Source organism: Alteromonas sp. CI.11.F.A3 (assembly GCF_032925565.1).
Classification (GTDB): domain Bacteria; phylum Pseudomonadota; class Gammaproteobacteria; order Enterobacterales; family Alteromonadaceae; genus Alteromonas.
Map to the genome: position 1 here is coordinate 1,852,602 of NZ_CP136708.1, position 25,773 is coordinate 1,878,374.

Consider the following 25,773-nt stretch of genomic DNA (forward strand, 5'->3'; position numbering starts at 1 on the left):
TAATTTCTTTATCTAGCCTTACTAAAAACAATGATTAACTTAAGGTTCTCTTAAGCTAGCACGTCAATACTCATACTATCGAAGAGCACAAGAGTGTATGTATGAGCCTTAATTTATCGGTAGCACCTAATCTAAGCAATGATGGGTTTACTTCCCAGCAGAGAAGATTGCACTCACCGCTTACTTTTGTTGCTGCAAATGTCACTCACTCAGCAAGACAGTCAATCGAAACCTTTATTACTAATGGCTTTGCTGCGCGCTATAACGCGCGAATCACTTCATTCATGCCTATGTTGTTTGCACTTGAAGTTAATGGAATTAAGGCTGCAGTCGGTGCGAGATGTGGTGCTACTGGAAGTATGAACCACGTACTCTTCATTGAGCAATACCTCGTTATCACTATTGAAAGCGTACTGCTGCACCACGGAATTAGTGCGAAAAGACACGAAATTGTGGAAGTGGGTAACTTATTTAGTAGTTCATCGAGATACACGCTAACTCTTTTACTTTCACTGTGTTTTTTATTCTCTCAAGTCGGTAAAAAGCACCTTGTTTTTAGCGCAACCAAACAACTAAAAGAACTTCTACAAGGCGCCGGTATTTCGCTTACTGCCTTGGCTAACGCGGATGCTAAAAAGCTGGAGTCCAATCATGACGATTGGGGGACGTATTACGACACGGCACCGCAAGTAATGACTCTATCTCTTAGAAATGTGACTCATCATGTAATGCGCAGTGCACCGCTTCGTAAATATTATCTACAAGCGATTGGGCTCATCGCTGGTTCTGATAACGAACAGCAGTTAAGCGATACCTTAGTTTGTAACCAAAAAGGAGCATCCCATGTTGCTTAATCACTATTTAAACGGTGACGACAACGCCATTGCACTGAAGCATAAAGGTAAATCGTTAACGTACTCGGCACTTAAAGAAGCAGTCGCAAAACTTGCCAATTGGATTATAAACAACAATGTTAGTCGGATAGGCATCGCTATGGACAATAGTTTTGCTTGGGTGGTAAGTGATCTTGCGTGCCAGCAAGCACAAGTTTGCTGTGTACCTATTCCACTTTTTTTCAGCGAAACACAGCAGCGACATGTTATCGAAGAAAGTCAGTGTGAATACCTACTCACAAGCGAAGCATTAACGTTATTTCCTTCTTCGAAGAGGGAGATTTTAAGTGATAGCTTAAACATTATTGGCTATGCCCTTGTTTCAAACTCTACGGCAGTTTTTATGCCGACGGGTACCAATAAAATCACCTTCACATCGGGGTCAACAGGCACGCCAAAAGGTGTATGCCTTTCTAGTGAATCCCAGTGGCGGGTTGCAAAGTCTATTGATAGCGCTTTTGATCAAGATGATGTCCACCATTTGTGCTTACTGCCTTTATCTACATTGCTCGAAAACATAGCGGGTATTTACGCACCACTATTTCATGGCGGTACTGTGCAGCTTGCGTCAGCGAGTGCCAGAGGGTTTGAGGGGAGTCGTCTTGTGAATCCACAGGCATTATTAGATCTCATAGACAGTGTCCAGCCAACCTCAATTATCTTAGTACCAGAATTACTTATGATGCTTCTACAAGCCTGCTTAAAAGGCTGGCTTCCACCGGTGTCGTTGACTTTTATCGCTGTGGGCGGTGCGCATGTTTCACCTATTATACTGGCTCAAGCAAGAGCGAAAGGTCTACCTGTCTATGAAGGATACGGCCTGTCTGAGGCTGTTTCTGTCTCTACGTTGAATACGCCACAGTGCAATATGGTGGGGTCTGCAGGTAAAGCGCTAGGCCATAATACACTTAGTATCGACAACGGCGAAATTGTCGTGACCGGCAACCACTTTTTAGGGTATTTGAATCAACCAGAAAGTTTTTATCCTACACAGGTGAGAACCGGAGACCTTGGCACAATTACCGACGGGGTACTGACTCTAAGCGGGCGTAAGAAAAATATTATGGTTAACAGCGCAGGCAGAAACGTATCGCCTGAATGGATTGAGTCCTTACTAATGGGGAGTGGGGTATTGCGACAGGTACTTATATTCTGTGAGGCACGTCCTTATTGTATTGCCCTGCTAGTACCGACGTCCCCGGATATTTCAATTGATGAATTACACAAAGCCACAGCATCAATTAATCAGCATCTACCAGATTATGCACAAGTAGAGGACTTTGTGGTCGTTGCGCCCTTCACATTAGAAAATGGGTTACTTACTCAAACGGGTAAGATCAAACGAGACAGCGTGCTCGCTTATTACAGTAGCAATATAAGTGCGCTGTATGCGACATCTAGTTTTTCTCACACGCTTAAAAAAGTGCGATTCAACACATTACCCCTGGAGAGTAAATAATGTCTTTTTATCAACAACTGCAAGATAGTACCGAGCAAGCTAGAAGCAATTTTCTACAAGCGCCAATAATTCAGCGCTGTTTTAGTGGCGACTTTTCGGTTGATGATTATATCGCTTTCCTGCAGCAGGCCTATCACCACGTTAAATTTACGGTGCCACTACTTATGTCAACCGGCGCTAAATTAGATGAAGACAAAGAGTGGCTTCGTGAAGCTATTGGTGAGTACATCGAAGAGGAAATGGGTCACCAAGAGTGGATTCTAAACGATCTAGCTGCATGTGGAGTAGACAAAGAACAAGCACGTCATGGCCATCCCGCTCCGGCGACCGAGCTTATGGTTGCCTATGCGTTTGACGCAATTGCACGTAAAAACCCACTTTATTTCTTTGGAATGGTATTCGTACTTGAAGGCACAAGCATTGCGTTGGCTGATGCTGCGGCTCAACAAATAAAGGATAAGCTATCGCTACCAATATCTGCTTTCAGATACCTGACCTCACACGGCAGCCTCGACCAAGAACATATCGTTTTCTTTGAGGGTTTGATGAACAAAATATCAGATCCCCAAGAGCAAGCCTTGATAATACGTAGCGCCAATATGTTTTATCGCTTATATGGTGATATTTTTCGCGAACTTACCCCTCATCATGGCTTACATCCCATTGCGCAAATTGCATGATTCGTTCAGCGCGGTTTTAGTTTAGGTTAATTCAAGGCAAATCATTATGAATATTGAATGGCACAATCAAGTGATACTGATCACAGGTGCAAGTGGTGGCATTGGGCAGGCCTTTGCCAAAGTGCTTGATGAAAAAGGCGCACACCTTATTTTGACTGGCAGAAATGAAGCAAAGTTGAAACAGCTAAAAAAGTCCCTCAAGCATCATCATACTTTTTTAGCTGCGGATATTTCGCTTCACGAAGGGCGAGAGAAACTTATTCACGCATGTGAGCGACTACCGATAAGTATGTTGGTAAACAATGCAGGTACAACTCATGTCGGTGAATTTACAAGTGCGCCAGTGGAGTCAGTGGTAACAACGAATCTATTGTCTCCGATGTTACTTACCCAAAGGTTAATTCCATTTTTAGCGTTGCGAGCCAACGCACATGTGGTCAATGTAGGATCTGCATTTGGCAGTATTGGTTTTGCTGCTCACAGCACCTATTGCGCGACTAAGTTTGCACTTAAAGGCTGGACCGAATCACTGCATCGTGAATATCACGACAGTAATATTCGGTTTCACTATTTAGCCCCCCGAGCCACATCTACGGCTATTAATGACGAAAGAGTAGTGGCGCTTAATCAAGCTTTGGACAATCAAGTTGATACACCTGACATTGTTGCTCAAGCACTCATTAAGTTGCTAGAACAAGATAAAGCGCGGCTTAGCATTGGCTTTGCTGAGCGATGCTTTGCCAAATTAAATGCCATTTTTCCAAACGTAGTAGATAAGGCGTTGGCAAAACAGCTGTCCACTATTAAACGTCACACTTTCAGCAAAAGTGAATCGAACCAGCACATAGATAGTGTCCAACACAATGACTTATCCCACAAGTTGGTTTAATACCGGAGTGATCATGATGAAAAATATAACCCCCGTAACCCAAGTCGCTTTACTTATAATATCTTTAGGCGTTATGAGTGACACACTTGCACAAGATGATGTAAATCAATCCTCAAGCGATACATTGAAATCGTCATTCCAGCAGGCGGTTCAATCTCCGCTTTCCGAGCTTCAACATGAATGGGCGCATATCAATTATGCGTTGGCGGACAAGCAAAAAGAAAACGCCTTTTCTCCGCTTATTGAAAAAGCGAAGCTTTTTATTCAGCAAGATCCTAGCAACCCTGAATTGATCATTTGGCTGGGAATTATTCAATCAAGCGCAGCAGGGGCTAAAGGTGGATTAGATGCGCTTAGCTACGCTAAAGCCGCGCGTAAGAATTTTGAGCATGCAATGCGACTAGATGAAAAAGCCTTGGCAGGGTCGGCCATGACCAGTTTAGGAGTGCTTTATCACAAGTTACCGAGTTGGCCTATTAGTTTTGGGAATGATAAAAAAGCGAAAAAGCTGTTGGAGCACGCTTTGGAAATAAACCCTGATGGTATTGACCCAAACTATTTCTACGCCGAATTTTTGTATGATAACGGAGAGTACGATAAAGCTCGAGCGTATGTTAAAAAAGCGAGTCAAGCCCCTGCTAGAACAGATCGTCCACTTGCCGATTTAGGTAGAAGACAAGAAATTTCTCGACTTGAAGATAAATTGCTACAAAAGAGTTAACGTTTCCATTGGCCAAACAACACGGCGAGGGGAAATAACTATTGGTACTGTGCTTGAGTAGAAAGCGCGGTTGATTAAAATAAAAAGAGCAAATTACGAGAGTAATTTGCTCTTTTCTTTAGTGCGTTATATTACAGTACGTCGAACTAAACGAAGGCGGATAGCCTTAACACTTATTTTTGACGTTCACGTAATACCGATAAGGCATCATCAAGGGACATATCGCTAGCTTGTAGCAATACCGTTAGGTGATACAACAAATCAGCAGCTTCGTTTTTAAGCTCTTCTTTGTCGTGTACCGTAGCAGCAAGTGCGGTTTCCACCCCTTCTTCACCCACCTTCTGTGCAATACGCTTAATGCCTTTATTGTACAAGCTGGCGGTGTAGCTGCTTTTCGGATCTGCGCCTTTTCGGGCAGCTAATAAGCGCTCTAAATCAGCTAGAAAAGTAAAGCTTGGGGTATTACCCTTGAACCAGCAGCTTTCAACGCCAGTGTGGCACGTTGGGCCGTTAGGATGTGCTAATACTAATAGCGAGTCGAAATCGCAATCAGCGGCTACGCTCACCAAATCTAGCGTATTGCCTGATGTTTCACCTTTTTGCCATAAACGCAGCTTAGAGCGACTGAAAAAGGTCACTTTACCGCTCTCTAATGTGGTAGCTAGGGCGTCTTGGTTCATGTAACCCTGCATCAGTACTTTGCCTGAAAGGGCATCCTGTACAATGGCGGGAAGCAAGTTGTCCATTTTTTCCCATGCTAGGGTGTTACTATTTTCGGTAGTGACAATCATGGCTTTATTCCTTGTGCGTTTGGTAGGGCGTGACGCTTACGCATAGGTACGCCATTAGCGGTTAAGTTGGCTTTTAGGTCATCAATGTTAATAATGCCTTTATGGAATACAGAAGCGGCTAATGCGCCATCAACATCGGCTTGCTGAAATACGTCATTGAAGTGTGAAATTTCACCCGCACCGCCAGAGGCAATAAGGGGTACTTCGCATACTTCACGAACCGCGCTTAACTGTGCTATGTCATAGCCTTTTCGTACACCGTCTTGGTTCATGCAGTTAAGCACAATTTCGCCAGCCCCACGCGACTGTACTTCTTTAATCCAGTCTAAGGTTTGCCATTGACTCTTTTGGGTACGGTTTTCATCGCCAGTAAACTTATATACTTCGTATTGGCCAGTGGCCTCGTTGTAAAAGCTGTCTACCCCAATGACAACACATTGCTGGCCGTAAACGTCGTGCATGGCATTAATTAATGCTGGGTTATTAAGGGCAGGGGAGTTAATTGAAATTTTATCTGCGCCCATCTCTAATATACGCCCAGCATCTTCAATACTTTTAATGCCGCCAGCTACACAAAATGGAATATCGATAACTTGTGCTATGCGACTTACCCAGCTTTTATCTACCACGCGCTCATCTGAGCTTGCAGTAATATCGTAAAATACCAGTTCGTCAGCGCCCGCTTTTGCGTATTGCTCTGCTAAGGGGACAATGTCGCCAATAATCTCGTGGTTTCTGAATTGAACGCCTTTAACCACTTTGCCATCGCGAACATCCAAACAAGGAATTATGCGTTTTGCCAACATGCGATAGCCTCCTTCACGGTGAATTTACCTTCAAGTAAGGCACGGCCTAAAATAACGCCGCCAACGTTAGTAGGTTTCAACGCTGAAATGTCATTTAAGCTGCCAATGCCGCCAGACGCTTGCCAGCTAACATTAGGGAAGCGTGCACTCATCTCTTCGTAAAGCTCTACGTTAGCACCTTGTAGCGTACCGTCACGGCTAATGTCGGTGCAAAGCACATGTTTAGCGCCTACCGATGCAAAGTCGTTTAGCAAGTCTTCCAGGGCTACCCCTGAATTCTCCTGCCATCCGTGAGTGGCAATTAACTTTTCGCCATTTTCACTAATGTTAATATCTAAGGCCAATACGATATGCTCGGCACCGTATTTGGTCACCCAGGATTTCACCAGTTCAGGCTGTTTAACGGCCAGTGAACCAATTACCACACGGCTTACACCGATATCGAGTAATTGGGCTACTTCTTCTTCGCTACGAATACCGCCGCCCGCTTGAAACTGCATGCGCTTGGTATCTACCATTGATTTAATCAAGGTAAGTTGGCGTTTACTAGTATCTTTCGCGCCAGTTAAATCAACAATGTGTAACCAAGTAGCGCCTTGGTCTGCGTAGTCGTTTACCACGTCTACTGGGTCAAATTCGTATTTTGTTTTTTGCTCGTAGTCGCCCTGATACAAACGCACTACGCTGCCATCGATAAGATCAATTGCTGGAATAATCATTATAGGTTCACAAAGTTAGTCAGTAGTTGCGCACCAGCATCGCTGGAACGTTCAGGGTGAAATTGCACGCCAAAGAAGTTGTCTTTGTTAATGGCCGCTGAAAACGGGTTTCCGTAATTACAGCTAGCTAGCGTATGGGCGTACTCTGGTACGGCAAAGCTGTGCACAAAATAGAAATAGGTATCTTGCGGAATGCCTTTAAACAAGGTGTCGTCGTTATGAGAAACCGTGTTCCAACCCATGTGCGGTAAACGCAAGCCATTCGCTTCCATACGCGCCACACGACCAGGCATGAGTGACAAGCAAGGAATATCATCCTGCGTGTCTCCTAGGCGGTTCTCTAAGCTACCTTCAGCACTACTTTCTACCATCAATTGCATACCTAAGCACACGCCTAATACAGGCTGGGTAAGGCTTTGCAATGTGCTTGATAAGTCTTTTTGCGTAATGCTTGCCATGGCAGCAGCGGCAGTACCTACACCAGGTAAAAAGACTTTGTCAGCGCGGGTGATCACATCTTTGTCGTCAGATACTTCAACGGTTACACCTAAACGCTCTAGCGCAAAGCGAACCGATGAAATATTTGCGCAGCCTGTGTTCACAATGACAATTTTCTGTCTTTGCGATTTTTGTATGTCAGGCATTAAAGCGCTCCTTTACTGCTAGGTAATGCATCGCCTTGTCGCGTAATGGCTTGACGTAACGCACGGCCAAATACTTTGAATAAACTTTCTACCTGGTGGTGAGCATTCCCTTCGCTGGTGGAAAGATGAAGCGACAGCCCCATGCTTTGCGCCAATGAGTAGAAAAAATGCGGCACCATTTCAGTGGCCATTTCGCCCACTTGGTCGCGACTAAAATCGGCCTCGAATTTAAGGTGAGGGCGGTTTGAGATATCCATGATACATTCAGCGCGGCACTCATCCATAGGCAGAGCAAAGCCAAAACGGCCAATACCACGTTTATCACCTAGGGCTTTCTTAAGGGCTTCACCTAATGCCAGTGCGGTGTCTTCCACACTGTGGTGGTCATCTATGTGCAAATCGCCATCTACGGTCACGTTTAATTCAAAACCACCGTGGGTCGCAATTTGGTCTAGCATGTGATCGAAGAAACCTAAGCCAGTGTGAATGTGTGACTTTTCGGTAGAGTCTAAATCTACGCGCACTTTAATATCGGTTTCCGAGGTAGTGCGGATAACTTCAGCAATACGTGAAGACGACAATAAGATTTTTTGAATGTGGTCCCAGTTCAAGGTTTCAGGGTTATATTGCAACCCTTTAATACCCATGTTCTCGGCAAGTTGCATGTCAGTCATGCGATCGCCAATAACGTATGAGCGAGTGAAATCCACTTTACCTTGTTGAAGGTAGTCTTTTACTAGCCCTAATTTAGGCTTACGGCACGTGCAGTTATCTTCTTCAAAATGCGGGCAAATAAGCACGTCGTCAAACGTAATGCCTTGGCTTTTGAATATGGCCATCATAGCATTGTGAGGCGCATCAAAATCTGCCTGAGGAAAGCTATCTGTGCCTAAACCGTCTTGGTTGGTGACCATCACAAACTTAAAGCCTGCTGCTTTTAGTTTTAATAGCACAGGAATAACATTTGGCTCGAAAACCAGCTTCTCTAAACTGTCTAGCTGTTTATCTACTGGCGGCTCTTCTACTAACGTGCCGTCGCGGTCGATAAATAAAATGGCTTGCTGACTCATGCCGCTAGCTCCTTTTTAAATTCGTTGATCAGTTGCAATAAACGCTGGTTTTGTTCTTCAGTACCAATGCTTACTCGCAAGCAATTTGTAAGGTTAAGCTGTTTAGATTGGTCGCGTATTAATAACCCTTTGCTCACTAAATATTGCATTAGCTCGCTGGCTTTCTCGTAGCGAAATAGCACAAAGTTAGCTTTTCTATCGCCTACTAATTCAAAGCCGTCGATATCAGCAAGGGCCGCTGCCAATAGGTCTTTCTCTCTATTGATGGTATCTACCTGCAACTGAATTAATGTCAGTGAATCAGTAGATAACGCTTGTGCAGCAATTTGTGCAACAGGCTCTGCAATAGGATAGGGTGCAATCACTTTTAGTAGGGCTTGAATAACTGGCGCTTGGGCTAACGTGAACCCGCAGCGAAGTCCCGCTAGCGCAAAGGCTTTTGAAAGTGTACGCAATACTACTAGGTTAGGGTAATCCGCTATTTCATTTGCCCACGTATTATCAGCGTCAAACTCAATATAGGCTTCGTCTACCACCACTAAAGCTTTGTCGGTAAAGTGTGTGAGGACCTTACGAATGTCTTCTCTGGCAACCTGTGTACCCGTTGGGTTGTTCGGTGCACAAATAAAGATAACATTAGCGTTATCAATTGCGCATACTCCATCAACGTCTAGGCTAAAATCGCTGTTAAGTGGCACCGTTGTAATACCGACATCACAGGTTTCTGCGCTAATTGCGTACATGCCGTAGGTAGGCGGGCAAATCACTATATTATCTTTGCCTGGGGTGCAGAAAGTACGAATTAGTAATTCAATACCTTCGTCTGCACCACGGGTAACAATCAATTGTGAAGTATCGATGCCTGCGTAAGCTGCATAGCTTTCTACTACCGATGAAGGCTGACATGACGGGTAACGATTAAAGTTACTTGCATCTATTTCATACTCATTGGCATAGGGTGATTCGTTTGCATTTAGCCAATCTTGGCCGCCTGAATATAAACGCCTTGCCGACTCGTAGGGCTTCAATGGCACCAAGTTATCGTTAATGAGATTATTGATAAGAGTAGACATTATGAATCTCCCTTATCGCTAACGTTTGCTTGTTTTTGCATACCTAATTTTTGCATACGCAGTGCTACGGCTTGTTCGTGTGCATCTAGGCCTTCAGCGCTGGCTAAGGCCATAATAGCGGGGCCTAAATTGCGCATGCCATCGGCTGATAATTCTTGAATGGTGTAACGGCGCATAAAGTCGAGCAAACCCAAGCTAGAATAGTTCTTCGCATAACCGTAAGTAGGTAATACGTGGTTTGTACCCGAGGCATAATCACCGGCTGATTCGGGTGACCAAGGGCCTAAGAATATTGAACCTGCGTATTTGATTTTCGGCAGTAAGCTGCGAGCATCTTCAATTTGTACAATTAAGTGTTCAGGCGCATAGGCATTGCTTACTAAAATGGCGTCGTCTACTGAGTCAGCCAAAATATAGCGGGCATTCTCCATTGCAGGGCGAGCAATATCAGCACGTGAAAGCGTAGACAATTGACGTTCAACCGCTGCTTTTGCTGCCTCAATTAACGTTTCGCTGTTAGACACTAAAATGGCTTGAGAATCTGGGCCATGCTCTGCTTGAGAAAGTAAGTCTGAGGCAACAAATTCAGCATCGGCAAATTCATCTGCTAATACCAATACTTCAGATGGGCCTGCTGGCATATCAATTGCCGCACCATCAGCACGTAAACTTACCTGCTGTTTGGCTTCAGTCACAAAACTATTACCTGGGCCAAATATTTTATCGACTTGCGGTATAGAGTCTGTACCTAGTGCCATGGCTGCAATGGCCTGTGCACCGCCACAAAGATATATGGCTTCAATGCCGCATTTTCTTGCGGCATACGCAATTTCAGGGGCAATTAAGCCTTGCTTGTTTGGTGGCGTACAAAGCAGTTTGTTTTCACAACCTGCTACTAGTGCAGGCACACCTAACATCAATACCGTAGAAGGCAAAGGAGCACTGCCACCTGGAATATACAAACCTACTGCATCTAGCGGCGTGAAGCGCAATTCGCAGTTCACACCAGGTGTAGTAGTTAGGGCAATATCACTTGGCAACTGCGCATCGTGAAACGCTTTAATATTGTTAAATGCAATATCAATAGCGCCAGCCACTTCTGCGGTAACCGAGCTTGCTAACGTGTCGATGTTTTCTTGCGATAACACCAGCGATTGCAAATCAGGGCAATCAAACTTACGAGTGAAGTTGATAACGGCTGCATCGCCTTCACTTTCTACGCTAGCGATAATCTCGCCCACGGTTTGTTTTAACTGTTGGCTATTGGCCATAGCCGGGCGCGAAAGCGCTGTTTTTTTCTCAAGCTTTGATAGAGATGACCAGATAATCATAATCTTTTGCCTTTTAGCCCATCATTTTTTCGATAGGCATTACTAATATTGAAGAGCAGCCTAATGCTTTTAGTTTTTCCATCGTTTCCCAAAATAGGGTCTCAGTAGAAACAACATGAATAGCCACATGCTCTTCATTGCCAGACAAAGGCAATACGGTTGGGTTTTCCGCGCCCGGTAACAAGCTTTTCACTTGTTCTAGGTAAGCTTTTGGTGCGTGAAGCATGATGTACTTGCTTTCTTTCGCTAGCAATACACCGTCTACACGAGGCATTAGTCGGTTGATAAGGGTTTGCTTTTCATCGCTCATGTTGCCGTCGGCGCGTTGAATTAACACTGCTTTAGAGCGGAAGATGACATCTTCTTCAACCAAGCCGTTAGCTTCAAGGGTTGCGCCTGTGGATACCAAATCACAAATTGCATCGGCAACACCTGCACGAGGTGCAACTTCAACCGAACCGGTAAGCATGACTGCTTTGGCGTTAATTTTTTGCTCTGCAAAATAACGCTCTAAAAGGAATGGGTAAGTGGTAGCCACTTTCTTGCCTTCCAAAGACTGAATGTTGGTGTAATCCATTTCAGTAGGAACGGCGATAGACAAGCGACAACCGCCGTAGTCTAAACGACGCAATACTTCATAATCAGAAGGCTTGTTAGCCGCTTTGCGTTCTAACATTTTTTCTTCAAGCTCGTTTTCGCCAATGAAGCCAAGGTCGGCTACGCCGTCCATCACTAATCCTGGAATGTCGTCATCGCGAACACGTAACAAATCGATAGGCTCGTTGGTAGAATGCGCAATCAGCAGGCGATCACGAATGTTCAATTTTATGCCAATAGCCTTAAGTAGTGCGATGCTGTCATCGCTTAAACGGCCTGATTTCTGTATGGCAATTCGAAGTCTTTTGCTGTTACTCATTGAAACGTTCCTTACACGTTGTACTACTTTTTACTGTCTTAACGATTACGCCTAAAACGAAAAACCCCCGGAAGTTTCCTTCCGGGGGTCGAGAATTTTTTCTATCTGCGCCACTGAAAGGAATAATAGACCTTCCAGCACGAACCTGAAAGGCTATGCTTTATGATGGTGGTGATGTTTTACAGCGCAGTTAATCATTTAATTTATTTAAACCTATTTTTGAACGGCTGAAACATTAACGGTTTGCCCCCAGATTTGCAAGGCGAAAGTGAACTCTTTTTGCAGTTTGAGTCTAAATAAATATGTATATAGTAAAACTTTTTGATCTGAGCCAATGTGATCGTTTTCCCTATTAGTTAATGTACGGGATGAAATATCACAGAATTGACCCTAACGGGTTGGGGTAGCCATGAGTAATGACCTAATTTTTTCCATTTTACCGCGCAACACCAAAGTGCCCATCGAAACTGATAACCGGGTAAAAAAAGTGGCGCGCAGCGAAAAGTCAGAAGCGCTCAATCACGATGAAAAAGAGCAGCACGATGAAGTGCATATCGTTGATGAAATGGAACAGCGTGAACGGCACGAGCAAAACAACGAAAAGAATGAACACCCGAGCGAACAAGAGAGTCGCCAACAAGGGGATCGTCAACAAGAGAGTCTTCAACAAGAAGACAGTCAAGCTAATACACAAGAACTCAAGCAAAAAAACAAGCAAGACGACAAATCAATAGGGCAGCAATTGGGCGAAACTGAAAGCCGCGAATTAAATACCGCAGATGCAACGGGCACTAAATTACCGCGGGGCATTAAGCATGTGGATATTACTATTTAACTGTGCAAGTGGCTTTCGGGTTCCTTCCCGTTACTTCTTATATGTTGCCTCAAAGTAACTCTGCAGAACAAAATTACATTCAGTAAACTTATATTATTTTCTGCCGCTGCTTTTAATTGCGCGCTTTAGTTCAGTTGGCAGTAAAAACGCATAACTGATAAACATAAGCGCAATACCCGTAACGATAAATAAATCATCTGCACTTAAAGAAAGTAGCGTTGTCATAGTAATACCTATAAGCGGTTGAGAAGGAATGTCATAATTCACAACCAAATATTATCATTTCGGTGGCTACAAAATAGGGGCTGGGCACTCAACTTTAGTTTAAAAATCAAGCGTTTTTAGACTAATTGATTAATCGCAGGTTATTGGTGGTAAGCGAGGTGGTTGAGGTGGTAATTTAACGTCGTCACTAAGCAGTAAATCTAGAGCAAGGTTAACTTTCCCATTAGAACCCTTATATCGATCTGGATCGTCGGTCTCTAAAAATAAGTCGTTCTCATACACTTGCTCATCAACAACCTGTTGACGCATTTCAAAGACTCGCGCTGAGCAATCATCCATGTCATTAATTGAATGACAGCCGCTAGATAGCAGGCTGAACCCGGCAAGCACAAACAAATGAGAGCTTTTTGAACGCTTCTTCATAAAATACCATTCCCTTTTTTATGTAACCTTTAACTTCTAGGTTTGTACACAATTTACTTAATAGCGAACTTGAACATTAAGAAAGCTTCTTAAATCCCTAATTGTGAAGGCTCAACTGCCAATACCCAACATCTAACCATTCACCAAATTTAAACCCGACCTTAGGGAAATGTGCCACTTTTTTCATACCTAATTTTTCGTGTAAACCAACGCTGGCTGAGTTAGGTAACGTTATACCACCGATTACACTGTTGATACCCAGAAGTTTGAGTTTATCTAAAAGTACTTCATATAGTTCAGTGCCTAACCCTTTTCCTTGGGCTTCGTTAGAAAGGTAAATCGTAGACTCTACAGAAAAACGATAAGCCGTCCTTTCTTTCCATTTAGTCGCATATGCATACCCTATAACTGCTTCGTCTTCGACTGCAACTATCCATGGTAAGGTAGATTCTGACACTTTCCTCAATCTCTTAGACATTTCTTCGCTTGAAACTTCAGTTTCTTCGAAAGTTATACAGGTATTAGCAACATAGAAATTATAGATTTCAGCTATTTTGGGCGAGTCTTCTAAAACCGCATCTCTAATAATCATGAAGTCTCCAAGCAGTAAAAGCACATTAAAAGAACAACAATAGGGCGTATTTCACTTAATCTTCGCGAGCAACATTCATCAGACAGAAGGCTAGAAGCAAGGTTGCGAGTACACCAAACCCACCAGCAACCGCCGAAGGTAAGAAGGCGTTACGGCCAAATACAATTAATATCCCATTGGCGAGCATAGCAACAATACCCACTAGCGCAGTAACTCCACCTAAAGGCTTAGCACCATCTTGCATTTTTGCGATGCCAAAAATAAGTGCCGCAAAACCTAGCAAGAGCTTTGCTGCGTAATAGATCATGAAAGACAAGGCCACTACTGCACCCGCTAATGGCCCTAGGCTTTCGTTTTGCGTTGCAGCTTCGCGAAATGGTGTAAACAGAGTAAGACCGACACTCACTTGTACCAAGTTAAGCGCTGCACTAAATGCAATGGCAGACCATCCTACGTGGTAATGTTTTGCGCGCACCATCGCGGCGCCAGCAAATGCCATAAGGAAGGTAAAAAGAATACTTTCCGTTCCCCAGAATAGCTGGCGTGGAAAATCGATGTCGGCCACGCGAAGTAGGGTGTAAATCGCCTGCGTAGCGGCCAGTAAAAAGAGTAAATACGACGTAACCCTAACCGTGTGTTTATTTGTAAAATCCATGGTTTCCCTTTGTGTGTTTGTCTAAGACTGCTCAAGGTCAATTATTGATGTTTTAAAAGACGTTAACCTAGTTCAACGCTTCAAATAAGGTGTCGCGTGCGTGTTGATCTATAATCGCTGAATGGTGATGCGAAGGCAGAGCCTGAAATTTTCTCAGTACTAATATGTTGTATTTTGGTAATGAAATCAACGTTCGAGATTGGTAGCAGAGTATAAGCGTAATATTGCGATATGAAGCTTGCTACATACAGGTAGGTTGGGGGGGCGATTTTTAAAAACTGGCGCTGAACTTTTAAAAATTTAAAAGGGTCAGCACCAGGTTATTATTGTTAACTCAGTTTCAATTAGTTAAGTTCTTTATCTACCCAAAACTTGGTACCTTTCACGGTAGCTTGTAGGGCTAAACCACTTTCAGTCATGGTGTACACAGTAACATTGCCTAAATAGCCTTCGCCTTCTGCTGACATGCCTTTGTTACCCGCTTTAGCCGCAGCATCAGCGTTGCCACCTACTGTCCAACCATTTTCGATAAAGTAGTTCATGGCTTTTTGCGTGTGGAAAACCATCACAACGCGGTAGTCTTTCGCACCTAGTCCAAGACCAACACCGCCTTCGGCCATATTCATGTAAGTTTTCGTGCCAGTAACTTGGTTGTTCACTACACCGTAACCCGTACCGGCCGCAAAGAAAATGACGTTAATATTTGCATTCGTGAATACCGCGTAGCCTGCTGCATCTCGCACTTGAGAGCGGGTATCTGGCTTTTCAGTGTATAGCCTTGCTAAGGCGTTTTGCTGCATATCTAATATAGCTTGTCGCTTTTCCGCAACACTACCGTCACCCATTGAGGCGCAGCCAGTTACAGCCAGTAAAACTAAACCTACCAACGAAAATGAAGTTAAGCTTTTGAAATTCATATTTTTTCCTTTGATTCAATTTTAAAACGTACTATCTAAACTTTGGGCTCAGGTATTAAAGAAACCTAAGCGGGTCGGTTTAATCGTTTATTGCGTGTCATTACAATCCTAGTACGCAAAAAATGTGCTCAAAGGTTAGTTTTGAATGTAAATGTAATTGCTATTGCACCTTCTCAACGCTGAAACCTTGCTGTTCTAGCATGTTCAATACACCCAATTCACCTGGCAAATGCAATGCGCCTACTAGCACAAATTCAGTGGACTTAGTTGCCAACGCTTCTACTAAAAATTGCATCCAGGATTTGTTTCTAGATGATAAAAGTGTATCGAATATATCAGGGTATTCGGACTTGAAATCGGCCATGCTTTCTTCGTACATTTTATCGATGTCGCCTGCTTTCCAACTCGATTTCATTTTTGGTAAAACCTGTGGGAGTGTTTCAATGTCTTCAAGGGTGTATTGAATAAACGCATCTTCATCGCCATTACCCATTTTCTGAATAAACGAAAGTTGCTGTTCGGGGCTTTCTAACCAAAGAATGGTTTTATTGTCATTTTTGCCACGATTAAAGAAATGTTTATCTACGCCTTCACTGGTTAGCCCCATGATTTGAAGTTCAATCATGCTTAAGGTAATACTCAAAAATGCAGGCTTATACATCATAAAGTTAGACAGTGATAAACCACGCGCTTCCATGTGTGCTGATAAATTGGCTATGGTTTTTTCTGAAAGATCATCAGCAAGGCTGTTACCTTGGGTATAAGTTAGCTTTTTCATCATAGACTGCGCAAATTCTTGTGTTTCTAAGGCGTCTAAGTCTGTTTCAAACACTAACGTTTCTGAATGTTGGTAAGCCGTGTCGTAGGCATTTGGAAGAGGGTAATCACTTTCGCTAAGTAGGTGAAGTGTACCGCCAATATAGAGAGTGTTTTCGCCGTTACTCACCTTGAAAACCGAAGCTGAAAAGGCAGGCGTGGTGAGCCCTACTACACAAGTTGTAAGTAAAAGCGCTAAGCTAAAAGCACGGGGGCTGAACTTCATCATATTGTCCTGTTAGATGATAATCAGCCACTTTACCGAGTAAGTTACATCTATTCAACTGGGACTATTTACCCAGTACAGCTCACAACAAAGCCGTTGATCGATGGACAGTTAAATAGAGAGCTATTAAAAAGAGCTAACTATCGATGCCAATCAATTTCGAGTTCCAACGCATCTGGAATCTGTGACTGACCTACCATTTCCTCGTAAGGGGTGGATTGACGCAGCCATACATGTTCAAACTCCTCAGAATTAAAGTGGTCTTTAATCTCATTTAGACAATGAAAAGTTTTTGGCCGAGACGTTTTGTCTCTTACTAACGTGCGAGATGCACCTAGTCCTGTTGCCGCTAAATAACTACCGCCTTCAATTGACTCTATGTACAGATTCATAGTTGTTCTCCGATATAACACGAGTAGACATTACTATTTGTAGTTCATAGGCAGAAAAACGGATATTAAATTTAATTTAAACTTTGCTTCAATTCACTAAAGCTAGCGCTAAACGAAAGCAGCACGCACAAGCTAGACTGCAAAAAGTAAGAACCAAGGCTACGTTTTCCACCAATGATTACGGCATACCATGATGCCTTCGTTATCGAGTGTTTCTTTCAGTAATGCGCGATCTTCAAGATTAAGGAACGCTCCCAAGACAATACGTTGTTCATCATCCACCAAGGTGACGATGGGAAGGTGCCAATCGTTTTCAGATTCGGTAAATACAATATGCGCTGACGGACGAGTGAAAGAGAGTGTGCGGTGGCGGGTACAAAAGTGAATCTTGTGGGGCTCAATATCAAGGGTTTCCCACCGGTACGTACTGCGGGAAACCTGGTACATGATAAAAATAAGCAATACGACTTCTATGCCAGCAAAGGGTAAAATCACCCACACTCCCACCACCGCCCAACCAATAGCGATAGTGAATACAGCAACGGCAAATATCAACATCAGCCATTTAGTATCTTGCCAGCTGGCTGAACGGTTAGGCGTAAGCCTTAACCTCCTCTTACCTTGGAGTGAAATGGTTTCTAACATAAAGTTCAAAGGATAAAACGGTGACTACCTAGTAATATTAGTAGGCATTGGGCATTTTGCCGTCGTGATTTGTTTAAATAAAAGCACTAGCCGTACACGAGAGTTTCATCTCTATGCGCCATTTGAGGGGGAATGTGTTGAATCGCTTATTGCAGTGGGTAATAAAAAGCCCATTTAAAATTCTTTTGCTTGTACTGTGGATAGTGGTGATTTTTTCTCAGTCCACGCCGCTAGTGCTCATCGCCGAGAATAGCCTTTTTAGTTTGCTTGGCATCATTGGCGCTATTTTCGCAAACGCTACCGGTGCGGGTGGGGGCGTGGTGTTTGTTCCTTTCTTTAACCACTTACAGTTTTCATCTCAAAGCGTGGTGGCTACCAGTTTCGCTATTCAATGCTGCGGCATGACCGCGGGCGCTATTACGTGGTGGCGTTACAAATGCCGTCATCATCAAACCGATAGTCAATGGTGCGCGTTACCTACAAGCTTATTGCTAAGCGTACCAGCGTCACTGTGCGGCGTCTGGCTTGCGCAGTTTGGGCCAGATACGTTTACTGCTCTTTCACCTTTTAAAGGGGGAATAGAACAAATTCACTTGGGGTTTGGCGCGTTTTCTATATTGCTTGCCGTGGCTATTTTTGCCTCTATTCCTTTTTTAAAACGGGTTGCCTTAAAACAAGACGCTAATCAATTTGATATTGTGGCGCTGCCATTGGTATCTTTTTTTGGTGGAATTGTTACCGCTTGGCTTTCGGTGGGGGTGGGTGAGCTGGTGGCTGTCTATCTCATTATCAGAGGGTTCAATGTCACTATGGCCATCGCCGCTGCTGTCATCTTATCAGCCTTCACCGTATGGGGCGCTGTGATTTATCACGTGTTAGTAACCCATGCCGTAGTTTGGGACGTAGTGATATTTGCAGGCGCAGGCGCAATAATTGGTGGCATGCTAGCCAAGTTTGTTGTGTTGGCTTTTTCACCCCAAAAACTTAAGCTTTTCTTTGGCACTTGGGTGCTCTTGCTCGGCGTATCTGGTTTGCCTATTTTCTAACTGCTCAGTTTAAAGAGTCCGTTTTTAAAGATCTCAGTTTTAAAGAGCTAACTTTTTGAATGCATAGTTTTAAACAGGAATCGTTTGTCAAAAAGGAAGTATGGATGACATATCAGACAACCCCTAAGAAAATTTATCGTGTAACGCAGCCTGAATGGTCGAAACATGCCGTTATATACCAGGTAAATACTCGCCAGTTTTCTGTATCTGGTACATTCAAAGAAGTGACAAATAGCTTAAGTCACATTTGTGATTTAGGTGCCGATATTCTCTGGCTTATGCCTATCCATCCTATTGGTGAAAAAAATCGCAAAGGTGAGCTTGGTAGCCCCTATGCGGTGAAAGACTACTTAGGCATAAACCCTGAATTTGGTAATGCAGACGACTTTAAAGAGTTGGTAAAAGAGGCGCACAAACGGAATTTGAAAGTTATTTTAGACTGGGTGCCTAATCATAGTGCTTGGGACAACCCTTTAGTCGACACGCATCCGCATTGGTATGCAAGAGATCATCACGGTGAATTTCGCCCGTCTCCTTGGTGGGATTGGTCAGATATTATCGAGTTTGATTACGACGAGCCTGCGCTACGTGAGTATATGATTAACGCCATGCGCTATTGGGTAGAACGCTTTGATATTGACGGTTTTCGATGTGATGTCGCGGGTTATGTTCCAAACGACTTTTGGCATCAAGCGCGTGTTGCCTTGGATGCGATAAAGCCGGTATTTATGTTAGCCGAGTGGGAAAATCGCGATTTACACGAAACTGCTTTTAACATGACCTATGCATGGAGCTGGAATGAAACCATGCACGAGCTCGCCCATGGACGATGTTCTCTCGACAGGTTAAGAAAATACTATTCATGGAATGAGCGAGCGTGGCCGCACAGTGCTTATCGAATGACCTTTGTAAGCAACCACGATAAAAATGCGTGGGATGGTACCCAACGTGAACAGTTTGGTAATGCCCTAGAAGGCGCTATCGTGTTATCTGTTTTAGGTGAAGGTATGCCACTAATTCATAATGGCCAAGAGGCAGGGGAAACAAAGCGTTTAGCGTTTTTTGAACGTGACCCTATTGAATGGCAACCTCACTGTATCGGTGATTTGTACAAAGCCTTAATTAAGATAAAAAAATCCATCCCTGCTTTAGGCAATGGCGAATTTGGTGCCCGTATGATTCAGGTACCTAGTAACTGTATGTCACAGGTATTTAGCTTTGTGAGAATGGATGAACACAATAAAGTATTAGTTATCATCAATTTTTCCAGCTCCCAATGCAACGTTACTTTTAACGACCCCATACTGAATGGCACTTATTCTAAGTGTACGCTTGATTCAAATACCTCCCATCACGAGCCAATAAGCGAACCAGAACACTTACATATCGAGAAGCCTGTGCAAATTGGCTCGTGGGGTTATCAGGTATGGATTAGTGCTCGTTAATCGGTATGAGTATGGCTAACACGCTATTACTTCTTGATGGATGTGACAATAAGTATGAATTGCGAGTGTTTGAACCGTCGGCTTCAGAGGGGCATTAAATCTGTCATTCGGTATGGAATTTTCGCGAATACTAACCATTTTTCGAAAAACTTTGGCATAATGCACCGCTTTGTGGCCTAGCGGCCAAATCTTCACTTTTACGTTAAGTACACTATGCCAACTATCGATGACATCTTTTCTTCCACGGGTTTACTTGCTAAAACCATCAATGGCTTTGTTCCCCGAGAAGCGCAGACTGAAATGGCGCAAGCGGTAAAAGAAGCCATTGATGAAACCGGCAGCCTAGTGGTGGAAGCCGGTACAGGTACAGGGAAAACCTTCGCTTATCTTGCCCCAGCGCTGTTAGCGGAAGGCAAAGCGATAGTGTCGACGGGAACCAAAAACCTGCAAGAGCAGCTATTTCATCGCGATTTACCTTTGGTGAAAAAAGCCCTTAGCAGTAGGCGTAAAACGGCGTTGTTGAAAGGCCGTGCTAATTACCTTTGCCTACACCGGCTAGAACAACATGGCGGTAACTCCACGTTAGTGGAAAAAGAGGTGTTAGGGCAACTCTCAGAAGTGAAGCTGTGGTCTACCACCACAAAAACTGGCGACATGGGCGAGTTAAAAAGTTTGCCTGAGGATGCGCGAGTGTTGCCATTGGTTACATCTACGGTAGATAACTGCCTTGGGCGCGACTGCCCCGATTATGAAGAGTGTTATTTGGTTAAGGCACGGCGTAAAGCGTTGGATGCCGATATTATCGTGGTAAATCACCACTTGTTTTTCGCTGACATGGCACTAAAAGATACCGGGTTCGGTGAGCTTATCCCAGAAGCTGACGCCATTATATTCGATGAAGCCCATCAAATTCCCGATATTGCCGCAGACTACTTTGGTGAATCGCTTTCTACTCGCCAAATTCAAGATTTAGCCAAAGATATTACCCTCATTTTTAGAACCGTTTTAAAAGACGCGGCACAATTAGACAAAGCAGCAGATAAATGCCGCATGATTGCTGCCGATTTACGCTTGTTGTTCCCCGATACTACCCAACGAGGAAACTGGGCTGAAGCCTTGATGCGTGACGAAGTGCGCTTAGAAGTAGGTAAACTAGCAGAGGCGCTAGGGGTACTGCATGAAGTGTGTAAGCTGCATATTGGTCGCGATAAAGATTTAGATAATCTGTACGAGAGAATTGTGTCGGTGAGGGAACAACTCGACTCGTTAAGTGATGAGAAGCAAGAAAATGTGAGCTTGTGGTATGAAACCACCACTCGCCACTTAATTATGCATTTAACGCCGTTATCGATTGCTGCTAAGTTCCGCCGTTTTGTGGCATCGCCTCCTCGCGGTTGGGTTTTTACCTCTGCAACACTAATGGTTAACGGTGGCTTTGAGCATTTTCAGCGCCGAATGGGATTAGAAGACTCAAGAACATTAGGCTTAGATAGCCCTTTTAACTACCCCGAACAAGCCATGTTGTGTGTACCTCGTTATTTGCCCGAGCCGAACAGTTTTTCTATGCGGGAAACCTTGTTGAATACGGCCAAAAGATTGATTAAAGCCAGTAAAGGCCGGTGCTTTTTGTTGTTTACCAGCCACGCCATGCTGCGTGAAATTGCTGGTAAGCTGGAAGATGAAATCGACAACCCATTATTAGTACAAGGCACGACCACCAAGCAGGCACTATTAGATGCCTACTTGGCTGACGAAAAAGCGGTATTAATGGGCACGGGCGCTTTTTGGGAAGGGGTGGATGTGCGAGGGAATGACTTGGTGTGCGTCATGATAGATAAACTGCCATTCGCATCACCAGATGATCCGCTATTACAAGCCCGAATGGACGACGTTAAAAAGCGCGGCGCAAACCCCTTTGGCGTTATTCAAATACCCCAAGCCGTCATTGCTTTAAAGCAAGGTGCTGGGCGCTTAATTCGCGACCCTACCGATAAAGGAGTATTGGTTATTTGCGATAATCGTTTAGTGACCAAACCCTATGCGAAAACTTTTATAGGTAGCTTGCCGAATATGCGCAGAACCCGCAGTTTAGACGAAGTAGAGTCTTTCCTTGCAAAAATTGATGAAGAGTAAAGAATGAAAATTTTAGCCATAGACACGGCAACAGAGGCCTGTTCAGTAGCACTTAATACAGGCAACGGTATTGTATCTCGTTTTGAAATTTGCCCACAGCAACATAGTCAGCGTTTACTGCCTATGTTGGATGAAGTGTTAAAAGACGCAGAGCTTGTACTGGCCGATTTAGACTTACTGGCATTTGGTCGAGGCCCAGGCAGCTTTACCGGCGTGCGTATTGCCACTGGTATGATTCAAGGTTTAGCCCTTGGCAGTGGTTTAAAGGTAGCTGGCGTAAGCACCTTAGCCGCCATGGCGCAACAAGCGCTAACAGCTAAGCCGACGAAAACTAGGCAAACGGAAACCAAGCAAGCTTCATGGGTTGTGTGTGCTACCGATGCTCGCATGGGCGAGGTTTATTTTGCCATCTACAAATCTGAAAATGGCTCATTGGGGGAAGTGGTTGCTGAGCAAGTGTGCCCTCCTGAAATAGCCGTAGCGCATATCAATGACACAATAGTTTCTAATGAAGGTGAGGCTACGGGTGAATTTGAGCCTGTTGGTACAGGCTGGCTGGCTTATCCGGCACTTGAGGCATTGCTGCCTGAAGATCATGAGGTGTCTATTCAATTTCCTGACGCGGTTTATATGTTGCCTCTTGCTGAGCAACGAGCGCAGGAAGGCGATGTACAAGTGGCTAGTGATGTAAAACCTGTTTATTTGCGTGACAAAGTGACGTGGAAAAAGTTACCTGGCCGCGAATAAGAGTATAAACCTCAGGCCTGAACACCTTTTTAAGCGCCTGCTGCGCCATTAACTGCAGAATATAGTGTGACATGTAAATCAAGATTTAGAGCTAGGCTCTCGAGTGAGCAGGTAAGCGTTGCAGTATCTGGGCGCGATTCTTGCAATATTCTTTAAATATAGAATGCAATTTAGCGCTTTGTATCGTTAAGGAGATGGCGCTTACAACATAAACATTCGTTGTAGTCATCTCATTACGTATTTACCTATTTGGTTTCATTTAAAAGACTGACACGTTTTTGGTATGCATATAACTAACAATTTTTCGATACCTTCATCGCATCAATCAGAGCCCTCACAAGGGCGCGTTGCTAAAGTTAATAAAGATGCGCAGCAGCAAAGCAATGGTGAAGGTAAGCAACAGAATAATCATATTGTGGTGGCCCCAGACGCACAGGGCACCGACAATGCACAGGCTTATCAACGTTTCGTACGTGAAGATAGTGCGGGCTATTCTCAGCAAGCTATTGCCTCGTATACCAGTTTTGAAAAACAGCAAGAACGTGAGTCGGTACAAAGCATGTTTGGTGTAGATATTTACGCTTAATGCTTAAACTAATATAGCGTGTTGTTAGTGTTATCTTTGCGTTGTATTCGCCTGTTATAAGCAGTGAAATCTGTACCACAATGCGTTAATTACGCGCCTTCCAATCACGTGTTATCAATCTCAACTAAACTTTTTGCCTAAAATCCCGTCTAAAGATTAACAATCGTTTAAATCAATGTTCTTTATGGTATTTATTAATTATCAGTGCTAACTTTTAGGGCAAAGTATCCCACTAGTAATGTCACTTTTAATGATTATCTCTGGTGAATGTGCGGGTTAACAGTGTTACACCGTTACTCAGCGCAATATGGTTTGATTCATTACTATTTGTAGTACTATATATTTTCTCGGCGCTTAGTATCAGCTCCAAGTTAAAAGTGCTTAGGCGGCCAAAAGGAGGCTTCATGCTGGTTAGAATGTTAGTGATAGTAAGTGTGGTACTTTTCGCAGGTTGCGCGATTGTGCCAGAAAGCGTAGAAGTGCCTAAAGGTACTGAGCTAGTTTCTTATTCTAAAGCCGTTACTTCGGGTGCCAATGCACAAGGTAAAATGGCTCGGTGGGGCGGCGTTATTGTTGGGGTTGAAAATAAGCCAAACAAAACGTTCATCGAACTTGTTCATTTTCCACTAAATAATTACGGCAAGCCTAATAGTGGTGGCGAAACCATCGGGCGCTTTAAAGTGCAAATAGACGGTTTTGTTGATCCTATTGTTTTTGAAGAAGGTCGTTCTGCCACGTTTGTGGGTAAATTAGTTCCACCTACATCGGGCATGGTTGGCGAACAACCCTATATGTATCCTACGATATTGGCTGACGACTACCACATGTGGCGTAAACAAGAGGTTTACGACGTGAACATGTACTATTTTGATTATGGTACAGGTTGGTATTCACCGTTTATGCGACACAGACCTTGGGGCTACCCAAGCTACAGAAGAGTGCGGGTAACACGCTACGATAATTCTCCGTCTAGTCCTAAACCTTCAAAAAATAGGTCGAACGTTAATACCATTTCAAGTCCGAATGAAAAAATGCGCAAGGATAAAGCGAAATAAGTACGCTAACAGATGAAAATGTTCGTAAAGATAATCGTATTTGAATAAAAATATGTATTTACTAGGGAGGCAAGATTTTGCCTCCCTATTTTTTTATCAGGCAGTATTTAGTTCTTTATGGGCAAATAATTGCCGCCGTATTGTGTGAGGGAGCGACATGATAGAAACTGAATTTACAGCAGGAAATTTACACTTAGCCGCGCTAGAAAACCAGGGCGCTGGTACTGTAGTGATAGGGCTACATGGGTATTTAGATAACGCAGAAAGCTTACGGTTACTGGCTCCATACCTGCAATCTCAACGCTTTATTGCTCTTGATCTTGCCGGCCATGGTCGTTCATCCCATCGACCGATAGGCATGCACTATAATCAAGCTGATTATTTACAAGACTTGCATGCGTTGATAGAAGATCAAGAGTGGGAACAGGTTATACTGCTCGGGCATTCTATGGGCGGTATTTTAGCGTCATTGTATGCTGGGTTATTCCCTGAAAAAGTGAAGGGGGTTATTAGCCTTGATGCATGCGGCCCGTTAACGTTAGAGGCGAACACCAGCCAAGCGCAGATGCGGGAAGCCATTCTTAGCAGGAAGAAAAAACAGCGTAATAAGTTAACCTTGGTTAATTTAGATGATGCGGTGAAAGCCCGCTGTAAGGTCTCTGATATTCCAGCTGATCATGCGCGCGCAATTCTAGAAAGGAATCTTACGCAAGATGCCGGTGGCCATTGCTTTTGGTCGAGCGACCCGCGTCTTCGCACCAAGTCTGTCCTTCGATTAACCGAAGAACAGGCAGAAAACATTATGAGTGCGATAGTTTGTCCTATACTTTTTGTAGGCGCGTCAAGCAGCTTTAAAACCTTGGACAGTGTTTATGACAAAAGGCGATCTTGGTTTAAAAACGCTCGGTTTGAGCAATTAACAGGCGGCCATCATATTCACATGGAAAAAACTGATGAAGTTGGCATGTTAATCCGTCAGTTTGTTGAGCAAATGTAAACTGTATAGTTTATTTTTTTTTACACTTCCTATACTATTCGCAAGT

Annotated in this window: 29 protein-coding genes and 1 other annotated feature; of the genes, 13 read left to right on the forward strand and 16 right to left on the reverse strand. The window is 43.8% G+C overall.

The features are described from left to right. The first annotated feature begins 101 nt into the window (after positions 1-101). From R1T43_RS07910 to R1T43_RS07930, 5 genes are read left to right on the forward strand one after another with little or no spacing between them, the layout of a single operon-like run. A complete protein-coding gene (locus R1T43_RS07910) occupies positions 102-854 on the forward strand; it encodes a thermostable hemolysin (RefSeq protein ID WP_317354688.1) in 753 nt (250 codons plus the stop codon). After that, positions 844-2,352, forward strand: a complete 1,509-nt coding sequence (locus R1T43_RS07915; protein ID WP_317354691.1) for an AMP-binding protein — start codon at positions 844-846, stop codon at positions 2,350-2,352. Before R1T43_RS07910 ends, R1T43_RS07915 begins: the two co-directional genes overlap by 11 nt. After that, the gene (locus R1T43_RS07920; RefSeq protein ID WP_317354694.1) at positions 2,352-3,032 is read left to right on the forward strand and encodes an iron-containing redox enzyme family protein; all 681 of its coding nucleotides are present in this window, start codon (positions 2,352-2,354) and stop codon (positions 3,030-3,032) included. Before R1T43_RS07915 ends, R1T43_RS07920 begins: the two co-directional genes overlap by 1 nt. Before the next feature lie 46 nt (positions 3,033-3,078). Then, positions 3,079-3,921, forward strand: a complete 843-nt coding sequence (locus tag R1T43_RS07925; RefSeq protein ID WP_317354696.1) for an SDR family oxidoreductase — start codon at positions 3,079-3,081, stop codon at positions 3,919-3,921. A 13-nt stretch (positions 3,922-3,934) separates the two neighbouring features. After that, positions 3,935-4,642, forward strand: coding sequence for a tetratricopeptide repeat protein (locus R1T43_RS07930; RefSeq protein ID WP_317354697.1), 708 nt, complete (start codon positions 3,935-3,937; stop codon positions 4,640-4,642). A gap of 173 nt (positions 4,643-4,815) precedes the next feature. Here the strand turns inward: R1T43_RS07930 and hisIE are convergent, their stop codons facing one another. The 8 genes from hisIE to hisG are packed head-to-tail and all read right to left on the reverse strand — an operon-like array spanning position 4,816 to position 11,992. Further along, a complete protein-coding gene (hisIE, locus tag R1T43_RS07935) occupies positions 4,816-5,433 on the reverse strand; it encodes a bifunctional phosphoribosyl-AMP cyclohydrolase/phosphoribosyl-ATP diphosphatase HisIE (RefSeq protein ID WP_317354699.1) in 618 nt (205 codons plus the stop codon). Next, positions 5,430-6,239 (reverse strand): imidazole glycerol phosphate synthase subunit HisF, encoded by an 810-nt coding sequence (gene hisF, locus R1T43_RS07940; protein WP_211072087.1) that lies wholly within the window; start codon positions 6,237-6,239, stop codon positions 5,430-5,432. The genes hisIE and hisF overlap by 4 nt, the downstream gene beginning before the upstream one ends. Continuing rightward, complete coding sequence (hisA, locus tag R1T43_RS07945) at positions 6,221-6,958, reverse strand: 1-(5-phosphoribosyl)-5-[(5-phosphoribosylamino)methylideneamino]imidazole-4-carboxamide isomerase (protein WP_317354702.1); 738 nt, start codon at positions 6,956-6,958, stop codon at positions 6,221-6,223. Before hisA ends, hisF begins: the two co-directional genes overlap by 19 nt. Then, on the reverse strand, positions 6,958-7,602 hold the full coding sequence (hisH, locus tag R1T43_RS07950) for an imidazole glycerol phosphate synthase subunit HisH (RefSeq protein WP_211072089.1): 645 nt from the start codon (positions 7,600-7,602) through the stop codon (positions 6,958-6,960). The genes hisA and hisH overlap by 1 nt, the downstream gene beginning before the upstream one ends. Beyond that, complete coding sequence (hisB, locus tag R1T43_RS07955; protein ID WP_317354706.1) at positions 7,602-8,672, reverse strand: bifunctional histidinol-phosphatase/imidazoleglycerol-phosphate dehydratase HisB; 1,071 nt, start codon at positions 8,670-8,672, stop codon at positions 7,602-7,604. Before hisB ends, hisH begins: the two co-directional genes overlap by 1 nt. Further along, a complete protein-coding gene (gene hisC, locus R1T43_RS07960; RefSeq protein WP_317354709.1) occupies positions 8,669-9,745 on the reverse strand; it encodes a histidinol-phosphate transaminase in 1,077 nt (358 codons plus the stop codon). The genes hisB and hisC overlap by 4 nt, the downstream gene beginning before the upstream one ends. Beyond that, entirely contained in the window at positions 9,745-11,076 is a 1,332-nt protein-coding gene (hisD, locus tag R1T43_RS07965) for a histidinol dehydrogenase (RefSeq protein ID WP_317354712.1), read from the reverse strand. Before hisD ends, hisC begins: the two co-directional genes overlap by 1 nt. 13 nt (positions 11,077-11,089) lie before the next feature. Further along, on the reverse strand, positions 11,090-11,992 hold the full coding sequence (gene hisG / locus R1T43_RS07970) for an ATP phosphoribosyltransferase (protein ID WP_211072092.1): 903 nt from the start codon (positions 11,990-11,992) through the stop codon (positions 11,090-11,092). Positions 11,993-12,051: 59 nt separating this feature from the next. Beyond that, positions 12,052-12,170, reverse strand: a sequence feature (His leader region). A gap of 231 nt (positions 12,171-12,401) precedes the next feature. Between hisG and R1T43_RS07975 the strand changes: the two genes are divergently transcribed. Next, entirely contained in the window at positions 12,402-12,827 is a 426-nt protein-coding gene (locus R1T43_RS07975) for a hypothetical protein (RefSeq protein ID WP_317354714.1), read from the forward strand. 93 nt (positions 12,828-12,920) lie between these two features. Here the strand turns inward: R1T43_RS07975 and R1T43_RS07980 are convergent, their stop codons facing one another. The 8 genes from R1T43_RS07980 to R1T43_RS08015 form a co-directional block, all read right to left on the reverse strand. Then, positions 12,921-13,052 (reverse strand): hypothetical protein, encoded by a 132-nt coding sequence (locus R1T43_RS07980; RefSeq protein WP_317354716.1) that lies wholly within the window; start codon positions 13,050-13,052, stop codon positions 12,921-12,923. 129 nt (positions 13,053-13,181) lie between these two features. Further along, positions 13,182-13,475, reverse strand: a complete 294-nt coding sequence (locus R1T43_RS07985; RefSeq protein ID WP_211072094.1) for a hypothetical protein — start codon at positions 13,473-13,475, stop codon at positions 13,182-13,184. A gap of 97 nt (positions 13,476-13,572) precedes the next feature. Further along, a complete protein-coding gene (locus R1T43_RS07990; RefSeq protein WP_247670890.1) occupies positions 13,573-14,067 on the reverse strand; it encodes an arsinothricin resistance N-acetyltransferase ArsN1 family B in 495 nt (164 codons plus the stop codon). Positions 14,068-14,122: 55 nt separating this feature from the next. Continuing rightward, complete coding sequence (locus R1T43_RS07995) at positions 14,123-14,722, reverse strand: thiamine biosynthesis protein ThiC (protein ID WP_317354721.1); 600 nt, start codon at positions 14,720-14,722, stop codon at positions 14,123-14,125. Positions 14,723-15,066: 344 nt separating this feature from the next. Further along, positions 15,067-15,639 carry a YSC84-related protein gene (locus tag R1T43_RS08000; RefSeq protein WP_317354724.1) on the reverse strand — a complete coding sequence of 191 codons (573 nt, stop codon included), beginning with the start codon at positions 15,637-15,639 and terminating at the stop codon, positions 15,067-15,069. Positions 15,640-15,799: 160 nt separating this feature from the next. Further along, positions 15,800-16,684, reverse strand: coding sequence for a TraB/GumN family protein (locus R1T43_RS08005; RefSeq protein WP_317354727.1), 885 nt, complete (start codon positions 16,682-16,684; stop codon positions 15,800-15,802). A gap of 137 nt (positions 16,685-16,821) precedes the next feature. Further along, the gene (locus R1T43_RS08010) at positions 16,822-17,073 is read right to left on the reverse strand and encodes a DUF6482 family protein (RefSeq protein WP_129739312.1); all 252 of its coding nucleotides are present in this window, start codon (positions 17,071-17,073) and stop codon (positions 16,822-16,824) included. A gap of 159 nt (positions 17,074-17,232) precedes the next feature. Then, positions 17,233-17,718, reverse strand: coding sequence for a DUF2244 domain-containing protein (locus tag R1T43_RS08015; RefSeq protein WP_317354735.1), 486 nt, complete (start codon positions 17,716-17,718; stop codon positions 17,233-17,235). A gap of 137 nt (positions 17,719-17,855) precedes the next feature. Here R1T43_RS08015 and R1T43_RS08020 point away from each other — a divergent pair, with 137 nt between their 5' ends. The 7 genes from R1T43_RS08020 (at position 17,856) to R1T43_RS08050 (ending at position 25,727) form a co-directional block, all read left to right on the forward strand. Beyond that, positions 17,856-18,764 (forward strand): sulfite exporter TauE/SafE family protein, encoded by a 909-nt coding sequence (locus tag R1T43_RS08020; RefSeq protein WP_317355743.1) that lies wholly within the window; start codon positions 17,856-17,858, stop codon positions 18,762-18,764. Positions 18,765-18,868: 104 nt separating this feature from the next. Next, the gene (locus tag R1T43_RS08025; RefSeq protein ID WP_317354738.1) at positions 18,869-20,209 is read left to right on the forward strand and encodes an alpha-amylase family glycosyl hydrolase; all 1,341 of its coding nucleotides are present in this window, start codon (positions 18,869-18,871) and stop codon (positions 20,207-20,209) included. A gap of 213 nt (positions 20,210-20,422) precedes the next feature. Then, positions 20,423-22,342 (forward strand): ATP-dependent DNA helicase, encoded by a 1,920-nt coding sequence (locus R1T43_RS08030; RefSeq protein WP_317354741.1) that lies wholly within the window; start codon positions 20,423-20,425, stop codon positions 22,340-22,342. A gap of 3 nt (positions 22,343-22,345) precedes the next feature. Continuing rightward, complete coding sequence (tsaB, locus tag R1T43_RS08035) at positions 22,346-23,089, forward strand: tRNA (adenosine(37)-N6)-threonylcarbamoyltransferase complex dimerization subunit type 1 TsaB (RefSeq protein WP_317354743.1); 744 nt, start codon at positions 22,346-22,348, stop codon at positions 23,087-23,089. Positions 23,090-23,372: 283 nt separating this feature from the next. Further along, entirely contained in the window at positions 23,373-23,675 is a 303-nt protein-coding gene (locus R1T43_RS08040; RefSeq protein ID WP_211072103.1) for a hypothetical protein, read from the forward strand. A gap of 404 nt (positions 23,676-24,079) precedes the next feature. Next, on the forward strand, positions 24,080-24,730 hold the full coding sequence (locus tag R1T43_RS08045; RefSeq protein WP_317354745.1) for a Slp family lipoprotein: 651 nt from the start codon (positions 24,080-24,082) through the stop codon (positions 24,728-24,730). 157 nt (positions 24,731-24,887) lie between these two features. Beyond that, positions 24,888-25,727 carry an alpha/beta fold hydrolase gene (locus R1T43_RS08050; RefSeq protein WP_211072104.1) on the forward strand — a complete coding sequence of 280 codons (840 nt, stop codon included), beginning with the start codon at positions 24,888-24,890 and terminating at the stop codon, positions 25,725-25,727. Positions 25,728-25,773: the final 46 nt, after the last annotated feature.